Source organism: Cutibacterium nasicola, assembly GCF_052654715.2.
Genome location: NZ_CP199745.2, coordinates 760,364 through 772,140, shown reverse-complemented (window position 1 = coordinate 772,140; position 11,777 = coordinate 760,364). Strand labels below are relative to the sequence as shown.

Genomic DNA, 11,777 nt, shown 5'->3' with positions numbered 1-11,777 from the left:
CCCGGCCATCAGACCAGCACGCATATTGCGCGACTCTGAGCGGGATGGTCGTCATCGGGACGATACAGCGCCAACAATTCACCGTTTCTGGAAACCATTGCGGTCACTTCCGATGGCACAACGAAATGTAGGGGTCTTCCAACCCGGATAGCGGCTTCTTGTTCCGCCGTGAGGTGGACGATGGGGAAACTCAGCCGAGCAGCCTCAGCCATCGTCATCGGGACGGGGGGAACGGCATCTGCCGCGAAAACATCTGAACATGCGGTGCTCAGATCAAAAGGCCCGACACGGGTGCGACGCAGCGCCGTGAGGTGTCCCCCGACTCCAAGATCGGCACCCACGTCGCGAGCCAGCGCCCGAACATAGGTTCCCGAGGAGCACGTCACCTTGACGTCAACGTCAACAACGTCACCCTGCCGTCGAATACCAGTCGCTTCAAATCGAGAAACGGTGACGGCACGGGGCTGCAAGACGACGTCCTCGCCAGCTCGTACCTTGGCGTAGGCACGCTGGCCGTCGATCTTGATCGCACTGACGGCAGTGGGAACCTGCTGGATGTCCCCAGTCTGACGCGACATTGCGGCACGGATGGCCACGTCGTCAATCACCGAGGCGTCGGTGGTCGCGGTGACGTCTCCCTCGGCGTCGTCGGTGACAGTGCTCTCCCCCAGCCTCATCGTGGCGGTGTAGTCCTTGTCGTGCAGGGACAGGTGGCCCAACAGCCGAGTTGCACGATTCACCCCGACAACGAGGACCCCGCTGGCCATCGGGTCGAGAGTCCCAGCATGACCGACCTTGCGGGTTCCCATGAGACGACGCACCTGCCCGACGACCTGGTGGGAGGTCACTCCGGCGGGCTTGTCGACGACGAGGACGCCAGACTGGAGAGTATTCATCGGAACCAGTATCCCGACCCAGGAGGGCTCCAACAAGCTGGCCTGCTGCAAAGGTGCGCGATAACTATGTACGAGGCCATTCTTCTGGGCATTAACTTCTCTGACCGCGTGGGGCAGCCGCGTTGCGACATGCACTAGGCCGCCAGAGTTCAGAGTCACGGCGCCCCCTCGGCAGTGTTTCGAGCTGACAGTCAAGTGCCTCGAGGGTTCAGCATCATGCCGACACCGCCAGTTGGACAGTCATCATGGGGGGAGAGGACCTCACAGCGTGCCTTCAAACTCACACACCATGTCAGGACCGCCTTACCCTTCATAATCGACACCGTCGTCAACCCAACGGAGCAGAGGGCAAGTTGCCCCGCCCCGTGCAGAGCGATGATCGACGCGGGGATCTCTTACTGACGTCAAGAAGGTGTTTCGATTCGGTTCACCAACTGCACGGCGGGGGTCGAATCCGGAAGGTCTGCTCCGGTAATAGCATCAATGCACCTTGCGTCGCACAAGCAGCCGGTGGCGTGGGAGTAGTCGGTAACGTTGGACCGCCAATCGGCGCTCACTGGAATGTCGCAGCTGCCGTGCAGAATCCCCAAGAAGACCAGTCAGAGTCCTGCATCGTACTGCAGAGCCCTGGGCCTGGTAGCTATCGAAAACCGCACGCCTTCTATGGCGCGTCGACTCAAGCAGCCAACCGCAGAGGGATCAAGGCCGACGGACATGCCGCATCGTCGTCCTGAGAGGATCAAAACCGGCATCAGAACAGCAAACAGCAGATCATCCTCTAGCTGACGAACAGCGAGTGTGTGCCACGACCGCACGGGGCGACTCGGGCGCTATCCCCTCCAGCAGTATGCAGCTGCGTGTGTGCCACGACCGCACGGGGCGACTATCGCGCCACTGCCTTTCCAAGAGTCGGAAAGAAACACACACAATGTTGCAAGACCGGGACGCAGGTGCGGTGTTAATTTCATGCCAACCAACGAGGTCAAGCACAAGGAGGTGATCGTCATGGACCGAGAGATGTGGATCCTCAGGCAACTGGAAACATCATTGGCAGCCTCCACCGAAGCGCTGGCAGAGCGCCTACAGGTCAGCCCTCGCACCATCACCAACGCCATCACCACGCTCAACCGTATGCTGGCCCCTGCAGCATCCGTACGTCCCGCCAACGGCTGTTACCGCCTCTACATTCTCGACCCACAGGGATACAGCCGAATTCGTGGTCATCTGGTCCGTGCCACGGACTCCCTCAACGACCCGCGTCATCGCCGCGCACAGGAGTTCAGAGTCCTGCTATCTGCCAAACACCCGGTGACCTCGGACGACCTGGCCGACATCGTCTGCACCTCCCGAGCAACCGTCCTGGCTGATGCAGCCCGATTGCGTGAAGCCCTCAAACCCCTCGGAGTACGCATTGAGGGGCGTTCGAACTGGGGTTTCAGGCTCGCCGCTAAGGAACTCGATCTGCGTCTGGCCGAACTAACCCTCTATCCCGAAGAACTCGTCGACGAGTACCCTATCGACGACGACATCGTCGCCGTCGTTGCCCGGATTACTGAGCAGGCTCACCTGTCCAGGCCATCACGTCACTATGTGCGTCGCTGGCTCACCGTCCTACTCGATCGAACCCTCACCGGCCACCCACTAGACGAGATGCCCGAGGAGTACCAACGTCTTCGCAACACCCCCGCCCACCGCATTGCTTCCGAACTCCTCGCTGAAGCTGAAAGTCTCGTTTCGACCACCTTCTCAATCAAGGAGGAACTCTTCCTCGCCATGTCGGTCGCCGGGATGCGTACCCCCGACAGTGCACAAGGTCGTCAGCTCTTCCCCGCTGACGAGGAGGTTCCCGACCTCGTCGACGCCATATTTGAACGCATCGCCGAGGTCATGCAGATCCATCTGGACGCAGACGAGCTTGCTGACGAGTTCGCTCACCACCTCACTTTCATGCTCAACCGGATGCGATTTCGCGTCACGATCGACGAGGATTCTGTGCACAGCATTCGCTATCAGTACCCGGTAGCCCACCGGATGGCCGAGATTAGCCGCGACGTCATCGAGGAACGCACCGGTATGCGTATCAGTGATTCCGAGACCGGACTACTGGCCGGCTATCACCAGGTATTCCTCGACTCTCACCGTGCCTGCCACCACCTCAGGTTGGCGATCGTCACGGCAACCGGGCGAGTCTCGGCTCACCTCATGCGAATCCAGCTCGACAAGGTGCTCCCCCACGGCACCAAATACCTCATGTTGACCGGCGACGAGGCCGACTCGTCGACGCTGGCCAGAATGGACCTCGTCGTCGCCACCCCCGATGTCGACATCACGGCCCTTGCCGTCCGTGAAGTTCCGGTCATTCAGCTCGGCCAGGTCTTCGATCCCACCGAACTCATCAGCCGGATGTCACGGCTAAACCTGCGTGGTCACGTCGATCTTCAACTCGCTGGTGCCAACTCGTCGTTACTCATGTCGATGCTGTCCCCCGACCGGTTCATGGACATGCCAGCAGGAACCGATTACTGGTCGGCGACCGAGGCCCTCGTAACCCACCTCGTCGACCAAGGCCTGGTCAACGAGTCTTTCCTGGCCACGCTACGGGCCCGCGAAGACGACGCGACCATGCTTCGGATTCCCGCACGCCACCATCCCAGGGGCCGAACGCATCGTGCTGGCGATGGCGACCATTCCGCACAGCCCAGAGCAGCCCGGCGCCCGCGTCGTCTTCCTAATGGGTGTTCCGGACAAAACCGACTACGACGACACCATCCTCGTCACTGTCTATGACGAGATCGTTCGCCTGACCAACGAGCCCGACCTGCTTAACCGGCTAAGCCTGCTCACCAGCTATGAGGACGTCTTCTGGCTCATGGCCTCCCGCCCCTGCAATTCCGTCTAACTCCGAGGAGAGATGATGTTCTGGCCCGTTCTTGCCACCGTCGCGATCATCTATGTGTGCAACGTCACCCTAGGCATGCGTCAGATGAGGAATTTCTCCATGACCTACACACTGCTGCGCAGACGCGGGAAAGTCACCATCGGCAAACAAAAGAACGCCCTGAGCCGGGGCGCCATCGTCATGTTCCTGCTCGACGATAGAGACCGTGTCGTCGCAGGCCGCCGTATGAACGGCATCACCGTTCTGGCCCGGTTCAGGGACTTCCCAGTCTTCGACGGGTTGCCTGTCGAAGAGATCAACCCTGCAACTGTACGAACTGATCGGGGAACGCAGCACGCCATCGCCAACGCCCGTGACAACTTCCTCACAGTCCGGGCCGGCGAGATCCCGGTCGAGCCCCCGACCCCGCTTATGAAAATCGTCAACCGAGTCGACGCGAAAGTCGGACACACCCGTGAACAACCCGCAGCTGTCACCCGGCACGTCGCCCGCAGACCTGGACTCACCGCCATCGACTGATCGGCTCCGCCCAACACAATTCTCCCCCGGTGCTTCCGCAGCCGGGGCCATCCCGAACGCCACCACACACGAAGGAGTTGACCATGCACTACCTAGTGGAGGCCGCCGAATGGTTCGTCGGCCTGTTCCAAGAAGGTGCGAAGACATTCGTGAGCTGGATGGGAAGCATCGTACCCCTGGTGCTTATGCTTCTCATCGCCATGAACTCGATCATCCGCCTCATCGGTGAGGACCGGATCAACCACCTCGCCCAGAAAGCCGGAAACAATCCCGTAAGCCGTTATCTTCTGCTCCCCTTCATCGGCTCATTTATGCTGTGCAACCCAATGGTGCACTCCCTGGGCCGATTCCTCCCGGAGCGCTACAAGCCGAGCTACTTCGCTTCGGCGGCCCAGTTCTGCCACACCAGCAACGGGATCTTCCCACACATCAACCCTGCCGAATTATTTATCTGGCTCGGCATCGCCCAGGGCATCACGAAAGCTGGACTACCGACCGGGCCGCTGGCGATCCGCTATCTGCTCGTTGGTCTCGTCCTCAACTTCGTCGGTGGCTGGGTGACCGACCTGACCACGAGATACGTGAGCAGGCAGCAGAAGGTCATCCTCCCCGACACCATGGACGGGAAGATCATCCATGTCGACGCCCTTGTGGAGGCCTGAGATGACCGAGTACCATTCCGTCACCGTTTCCCATGGCTCCGGCGGCTACGGCGGTCCCATTACCATCACCCCGACCGAGGCTAAACACAAGCTCGTCTACATCGTCGGCGGAGGCGTTCGACCCCCGGTCGTTGATCGCATCGCCGAGCTGTCTGGTGCCGAACCGATCAACGGGTTCAACACCTCTGTCCCCGATGAGCAGACGATGGCCGTCATTATCGATTGTGGGGGAACACTAAGGTGCGGGATCTACCCCCGCAAGGGAATCCCGACCATCAACGTCATGCCAACCGGAAAGAGCGGTCCGTTAGCCCAATACATCAACGAGTCGATCTACGTCTCCGCCGTCGACGCCGACCAAGTCCGGTTGGCCGACTCACCTACCTCCTCCACCACCACCGCTTCCCCTGCTGTAGCTGCCACCGTCGCGCCACGGTCAAAAGCCGGAACGGCAGGCACCGTCCAAGGGAAATGGAGCACTGACAAGAAGATTTCCGAGGCCGTCGCCGAGAAGAAGAACAAGACCGTCATGGACAAGATCGGCCTCGGCGCCGGCAAGGTCATCTCAGTGTTCTACCAAGCCGCTCGAGACGCAGTGCAGGCCATGCTGACCACCGTCATCCCCTTCATGGGGTTCGTGGCCATGCTCATCGGCATCATCAACGCCTCCGGATTCGGTACCTGGTTCACCAAACTGCTCATCCCACTGGCCGGCAACGGCATCGGGCTCATCGTCCTCGGCCTCATCTGCTCGCTGCCCTTCCTGTCCCCCCTACTCGGCCCAGGAGCCGTCATCGGTCAGATCATCGGAACCCTCATCGGTGTGGAAATCGGCAAACACAACATCCATCCCAGCCTGGCCCTTCCGGCGCTGTTCGCCATCAACACCCAGAACGCCTGCGACTTCATCCCGGTCGGCCTAGGACTAGCCGAAGCTGCTCCGGAAACAGTCGAGGTTGGCGTTCCCAGCGTTCTGTACTCGCGATTCCTTAACGGTGTCCCACGAGTCGCCATCGCCTGGCTGTGCAGCATCGGCCTGTACGCATCCTGACACTCAAACCTGATCCGGAGAACATCAATGTCTGTCATCTATCGCAATCAGATCTGCGCCGTCGGCTCGCAGGCCGAGTCCTTTCTCAACGAAAAAATGCTTGTCACATTCGGAGGCAAGGCACCCGACGAACTCCGCGATTTCTGTTACGCCCTACCCGAGGCGACCTCGAGCGGCACAATCGGCGTCGGCGACGTCCTCGCCATCGGCGAGCACCGCTTCCCCATCACAGCAGTTGGCGCCCTCGCACAGCGCAACCTCGACTCCTTAGGGCACGTCACCCTCATCTTTGACGGCGCCAACGGTCCCAGGCTCGAGGGAGCCCTCCACGTACGGTGCGATGGCGAGCTGCCCAGACCACAGGCAGGCAGCAGAATCCTCATCGAGTCGGCATGATCCGCACTGAGGTGACAATAGGCCACCCTGCCGGGATCCATGCCAGGGTGGCCGCACAGGCCGTACTGCTGGCCTCCGGCCACTCGGCCAGTGTCTTCCTGCGATCCTCGCGCGGGACGGCCAGTCTCACCCGACTTGCGGACCTGTTGAGATTGGACGTACGCGAGGGCGACATCGTCGAGATCCTGGCCGACGGCCCCGATGAGGTTGAGACACTGCATGAAGTCGGGACATTCCTCAGGTCCGCCACAAACGACCCCACACCACACACTGCATTAGACGAAGGGAACGATTGACCATGAGTGATGCGATCATCGCCGCAGCCGTCACGGACGCCGGGGACACCGACGTCGTCGAAGTGGGACGGGGAGTCCTCGTTCGTGTCGGAAAGGTCCTGGCTGAGCATATGTGCTATGTCAAGGACCACAACCTGCCCGCCCTTGTCGTCGCCGACGAACGCACCTGGGCAGTGGCCGGGAAAACCGTCGACGCCGGCTTACGCTCGGCCGGGGTGGCGGTCTGCGACCCGCTGATCTTCCCTGCCGAGCCTTGCCTGTATGCCTCCTTAGACAACGCCCACACCATCGCCGACCGGCTGCAAACCCTGGACACCGAGACCGGTTCGGCAGTCGTCCCGGTCGCTGTCGGGTCAGGAACCATCAACGACCTGACGAAACTGGCCGCCAAGGACTTGGGACGGCGTTACGCCGTCGTCGGAACTGCAGCCTCCATGGACGGTTACACAGGGGCCGGGGCGCCCATCAGCGACAATGGGGTCAAAGTGACGAAGCAGTGCGTGGCACCGCAAGTTGTCATATTCGACCTGGACATCACCGCCGCCGCACCACAAGTCATGACAGCATCCGGATATGGCGACCTAGCTGCCAAGATTCCCGGTGGTGCAGACTGGATCATCGCTGACGCCGCCGGGGTAGAACCACTCAACCAGCATGTATGGGCCCTCGTCCAGAGCGGCGTCCGGGACGCCCTATCATGTCCCGACGACCTGCGTCGCGGCGATCCGGAAGCATTCTCCGGACTCGTGGAAGGTCTCATCCTGTCAGGCCTGGCAATGCAGGTTTATGACGGCACTCGTCCAGCATCCGGGGCCGAACACTACTTCAGCCACATCTGGGAGCTGGCCCACGTGGGTGCCGACCGCAACCCACCACTGTCCCACGGGCACAAGGTCGCCATCGGGACCCTCGCCATGCTCGCCTTCTACGAGAAGTTCCTCGACCGAGACCTCTCCAGGCTCGACATCGACGCGGCAGTCGCAGCATGGCCCGACTGGCGGACGGTGGAGTCCGACATCCGCTCAACCTTTAAGGGTGCGCTGGCCGACCACGCCGTCAAGGAGACAAAGGTCAAATACGTTGACGCTGACGGGCTGCGAGCCCGTCTCAATCGGGTCGTTGACCGATGGCACGAGACCCGAGCAGCCCTTGAGAAACAGCTAGTAAGGGCCCGCGTGTTCGCCGACCAGCTCCGTCGGGCCGGGGCCCCGTCCCGTCCCGAGGACATTGGACTGACCGCCGCCGACGTGCGGGCAACCTTCCCCAAGGCTATGTACTACCGCTCCCGCTACACCGTCCTGGACCTGGCACGTGAGGCGGGGTGGTACGAGGAACTCGTCGAGGAGGTGTTCGCCCCGGACGGACTGTGGACCTAATTGCTCCGGCACAACGCTGACCTCGGACTCATATCCGGGGCCACGCCATGTCGTCAGGAGTTATCACTCCTCCTCGTCGCTATGACGGTAGGGATCAGCCTCACCGGCAGGCATGGCACCTTGGGAGCGTCGAGCGATCTCGGCATCAGAGGCGGCAGCTCGTACCAAGGCGTCCTCGATCGACTTGGCGGTCTCAGGAGTGGCATCGCGCACGAAGGTCAGGGTCGGGGCGTAGCGCAAACCAAGCCGCTTGCCTACCGTGGATCGCAGCAGCCCCTTGGCAGATTCGAGCGCAGCTGCTGTGGATGCAATCTGCTGGTCAGTGCCCATGGCGGTCCAGAACAAGGTGGCATCACGCGAATCACCAGTCAGACGCACATCGGTGATCGTCACGAACCCCAGTCGAGGATCTTTGACGCGACGCTCGAGGGTCTCGGCGACGACAACCCTGATCTGGTCGGCCAGTTTGGCAACCCGGGGATTGGGTGGCTTCATGATCTCTCCTCGCCATCGGTGTCCTGAGCGGATCAACCATTTTTGCACACCCTCCCCACCGACGCACGCGGCAGCCAGTGTCAACGAGGGGGTCCGGGGGTGTGCCATTGCAGCGCCAACCCGGCGACGACGAGTCCGACCGCCACTACCAGACTCAACGGGTCAAGGGGACTGCGGTCGAGCAGCGCCCACCAATAGGGAGTCGCCGCGGAATCCTTGGTACCCAGGATCCAGCACGATAGGACGAAGATCGTTCCCGGCAGCCACGCCCAGGCCACCGACAGCACGACGCTGGCGACCATCGCCAGTCCCACCAGCAGGACATGGTTGCGCGCAAACCACAGCACCCACCACTGAGAAATAGGTTGGTCACCGTTGAACAGGACAGCCCATGCCACTGGCCAGACGAGCACGATGACGGCCCACACCACCCTCATGGTGCGAATGGGACGGTCGGGGAAGGCCTGTTCCCGTTGTGGGTCCGGGGAGGAGAACAATACGGAGGCGAGGATGCCACTCAGGCTCGAAGGCCCCAGCCCCACATCAACCGACCTGCTGCCGGCAAACGGGACGGTGACGAGGTCGCCGCCAAGGTGATGGGCACAGACCATTCCCACCGTCAGATAGGCCACTACGGCCACCAGACCGCGGCTGCGCAGGAACCATCCGAAGCAGGAGAGCCGACCCGTCATGGACAAGCCCTCACCTGTGCCACCATGGATCGCAGCGAGTCCGGGGCGAGGGGTTGACCGTCCATGACCGACACCAGTGCGTCGTCAAGGATTTCGACCGTCCCGTCACACTGTGAGGAGGTGGAATCCTCGACTCCCAACAGGTTGTCACCCAGCAGGGGTGCGTTGAGATCCCCGGCCCATTCTCTCGCTGTGGAGGAGGTCGACACGTGCGTCCGCACCGGCAGGTAACCGGCCTTCCCTGGCCCTCCCTCGGGGGCGTAGACAATGCGTCTTTGGACCCCGCTGGCCATCAACAGGTCATCGACGCGGCCCATAGCCGTTGCGTATTCCTCCAGCCGCCAGGACAGGTCACCGGAGACGCATGCCATGGATCCGTGCTTGCCGACCTCACGACACCGCCAATCATCCGTGGATTCCCACACCTCCTCCAACCGAATCGTCGCTGCGGCGTCAACGATGACCACTGCCACCAGAATCGTCGCCGTGAGCCACCGCCGCCAAGGCCCACCACCGGGTGTCGTGATCACGGCCACGAGCACCAAGGAGACGACGATGACGGCACAATCGAGTCCAGCCCACAACGCGATGGCGTGCCAGGTGAGATGCGAAGGGGCGCCGTCGATGGCCGCAGGACCAGACCATCCAATGAGCAGGTCATAGGCCTCAGGAACGGCCCCCGCCACCAAGTAAACCGCGATGGCAGCGACAGCGGCGAGCAGATAGGAACCAGCCGCCACTCCAAGGACGGCCCCCAGGGCCAGGAATGCCGTGGCGGCCATGGCGGTGAGGACCGAACCCATCACGAGTCGCGGATCGGCGTCACCGGAAGCCACCAATGCGAGGATTGCGGTCGTTACCCCCACAGCCAGGAGCAGAACGGCTCCGACACCCACCAGCCAGGTGGTGACGATGGCGGCGGTGGCGCTGCGCGGCCAGGCTCGGGATGTACGCGTGACCCCGGCGCGGCGAAGACGGGCGCCGTACGCCACCCCGACTCCGCAGCACACTGGAGACAGGATGACCGTGTCCACCGAGACACTCCCCGTCGTCAAGGCGAAGGACTTCCACACGCGGGGATACATGTGCATCAGGCCAACGCTCGTGGCGACCCACAACACGGCAAGCCCCAGCCCAGACCAGACGGCCTGCCGAAGACAGGCTTTCATCGGTCTCCCTCAAGGAGCTCGGATTCTGCGCGACCTTGCATCAGGTGCAGGTAGCCTTGCTCAGCCACTGACACGTGGTCCTGTGAATCAGATTCTCCTGCTGCAGCCATCAATTCGGGCAGCGTGCCGCTCCAGGTAATGTGTCCCCCATCGACCAGATGCACCTGGTCTGCGGACAGGGCGACGTCATCCATGAGATGGGTGGACAGCACGACGACCCGTGAGGCCGCCTGCTCGACGACGTGACGGCGAAATGAGATCCGCTCCCCCGGATCCAGGCCCACGGTCGGCTCATCAAGAATGAGCACCTCGGGGTCGTGAACCAGTGCCGCCGCGAGGAAGACCCGACGCTTTTGACCGCCCGACAGAGTACCGATGGGCTGGTGGGCGAATTGATCGACGTTCAGATCGGACATGACGCCTTGGCACCTGTGCCTGACCTGCGTGGACGGTACTCGATACATGCGCGCACAGAAGGTGAGAAAGTCTTCGACCGGCCACGACGGTGACCAGGTGCATTCCTGCGGAACGTACCCGATGTGGGCCCGGTACCCAGAGCCCTCCCGTCGTCTCCTCACGGGTTGCCCGTCACGACGTAGCGTCCCGGCCCTCGGTCGTTTGATTCCGGTGAGCACACCGAGCATCGTCGTCTTGCCCGAACCATTGGGGCCGACAAGGGCACTCACCCCCACCGGAAAGGTCGCCGATACCGGCCCCAGTTGCCACCCGGACCGGTATCGGACGACCACCTGGTCAAGTTCAATCGTGTCAGAACTCACCAATTCAACCCATCGCTGCACTTATCACGTCGAGCCACTAGGTCGATACAAATCTTAGAAGAACGTTGCCAACCGCCTCTTTGATTACGACCAACGCGGATCTTGGCGTCAGCATCCCATCTGTACGCCTTTCCACCAACCAAACGCCCAGTGTTGCCTGATGCCCCGGTTCTTAAGACTTTCGGTATACAGTTTCCACCCGGCATGGGCTGACAGGTATAATAAAGAACGGAAGCGTCGATCTTGCCGTAACCGCCCCTGTCAGTTTTCTTGTGACCCGCGACAGTGAAAATGTAATTAGCCCGAGAATGCCAGACACCATCTGATGACATGTAGGCTTTCTTATGTCCTTGGGTTTTTCCTGATGCTGTCGCCGATCCTCCCTTGACAGACAAGTTCTTCCACGCTGTCACAGGAGTCGCTCTGACGGTGTCTGCAAGTCCTGGTACAGCAGAGGACAAGCCAAGGACAGACACCGCAGATATCAACAAAACTACAATGCGGCTCTTTTGTACATTCATCAACCACCCATCCAAAAGAATACGCA

Annotated in this window: 11 protein-coding genes and 1 pseudogene; 7 read left to right on the top strand and 5 right to left on the bottom strand. The window is 61.5% G+C overall.

Annotation, left to right across the window (positions count from 1 at the left end; translation table 11 throughout):
- Positions 1-8: 8 nt before the first annotated feature.
- Positions 9-896 (bottom strand): tRNA pseudouridine(55) synthase TruB, encoded by an 888-nt coding sequence (gene truB, locus ACUCCZ_RS03520; protein ID WP_435918064.1) that lies wholly within the window; start codon positions 894-896, stop codon positions 9-11.
- A gap of 1,005 nt (positions 897-1,901) precedes the next feature.
- Here truB and ACUCCZ_RS03515 point away from each other — a divergent pair.
- The 7 genes and pseudogenes from ACUCCZ_RS03515 to ACUCCZ_RS03485 all read left to right on the top strand — a co-directional run bounded on the left by ACUCCZ_RS03515 (position 1,902) and on the right by ACUCCZ_RS03485 (position 8,095).
- Positions 1,902-3,795: pseudogene (locus ACUCCZ_RS03515) on the top strand (BglG family transcription antiterminator).
- 12 nt (positions 3,796-3,807) lie between these two features.
- Positions 3,808-4,314, top strand: coding sequence for a transcriptional regulator GutM (locus ACUCCZ_RS03510; RefSeq protein WP_202725535.1), 507 nt, complete (start codon positions 3,808-3,810; stop codon positions 4,312-4,314).
- Positions 4,315-4,397: 83 nt separating this feature from the next.
- The gene (srlA, locus tag ACUCCZ_RS03505; RefSeq protein ID WP_069102735.1) at positions 4,398-4,976 is read left to right on the top strand and encodes a PTS glucitol/sorbitol transporter subunit IIC; all 579 of its coding nucleotides are present in this window, start codon (positions 4,398-4,400) and stop codon (positions 4,974-4,976) included.
- A gap of 1 nt (position 4,977) precedes the next feature.
- The gene (srlE, locus tag ACUCCZ_RS03500) at positions 4,978-6,027 is read left to right on the top strand and encodes a PTS glucitol/sorbitol transporter subunit IIB (RefSeq protein ID WP_202725536.1); all 1,050 of its coding nucleotides are present in this window, start codon (positions 4,978-4,980) and stop codon (positions 6,025-6,027) included.
- Positions 6,028-6,054: 27 nt separating this feature from the next.
- The gene (locus ACUCCZ_RS03495) at positions 6,055-6,423 is read left to right on the top strand and encodes a PTS glucitol/sorbitol transporter subunit IIA (protein ID WP_069102733.1); all 369 of its coding nucleotides are present in this window, start codon (positions 6,055-6,057) and stop codon (positions 6,421-6,423) included.
- Positions 6,420-6,719: an HPr family phosphocarrier protein gene (locus ACUCCZ_RS03490; protein WP_202725537.1), complete on the top strand. Its 300-nt coding sequence runs from the start codon at positions 6,420-6,422 to the stop codon at positions 6,717-6,719. The genes ACUCCZ_RS03495 and ACUCCZ_RS03490 overlap by 4 nt, the downstream gene beginning before the upstream one ends.
- A gap of 2 nt (positions 6,720-6,721) precedes the next feature.
- Positions 6,722-8,095: a sn-glycerol-1-phosphate dehydrogenase gene (locus ACUCCZ_RS03485; protein ID WP_435918065.1), complete on the top strand. Its 1,374-nt coding sequence runs from the start codon at positions 6,722-6,724 to the stop codon at positions 8,093-8,095.
- Positions 8,096-8,158: 63 nt separating this feature from the next.
- Here ACUCCZ_RS03485 and rbfA read toward each other — a convergent pair whose 3' ends face one another.
- The 4 genes from rbfA to ACUCCZ_RS03465 all read right to left on the bottom strand — a co-directional run bounded on the left by rbfA (position 8,159) and on the right by ACUCCZ_RS03465 (position 11,251).
- On the bottom strand, positions 8,159-8,590 hold the full coding sequence (gene rbfA / locus ACUCCZ_RS03480; RefSeq protein ID WP_435918066.1) for a 30S ribosome-binding factor RbfA: 432 nt from the start codon (positions 8,588-8,590) through the stop codon (positions 8,159-8,161).
- A gap of 80 nt (positions 8,591-8,670) precedes the next feature.
- Positions 8,671-9,282: a hypothetical protein gene (locus ACUCCZ_RS03475; protein WP_435918067.1), complete on the bottom strand. Its 612-nt coding sequence runs from the start codon at positions 9,280-9,282 to the stop codon at positions 8,671-8,673.
- Entirely contained in the window at positions 9,279-10,451 is a 1,173-nt protein-coding gene (locus ACUCCZ_RS03470; protein ID WP_435918068.1) for a conjugal transfer protein TraL, read from the bottom strand. The genes ACUCCZ_RS03475 and ACUCCZ_RS03470 overlap by 4 nt, the downstream gene beginning before the upstream one ends.
- On the bottom strand, positions 10,448-11,251 hold the full coding sequence (locus ACUCCZ_RS03465) for an ABC transporter ATP-binding protein (protein ID WP_435918069.1): 804 nt from the start codon (positions 11,249-11,251) through the stop codon (positions 10,448-10,450). The genes ACUCCZ_RS03470 and ACUCCZ_RS03465 overlap by 4 nt, the downstream gene beginning before the upstream one ends.
- Positions 11,252-11,777: the final 526 nt, after the last annotated feature.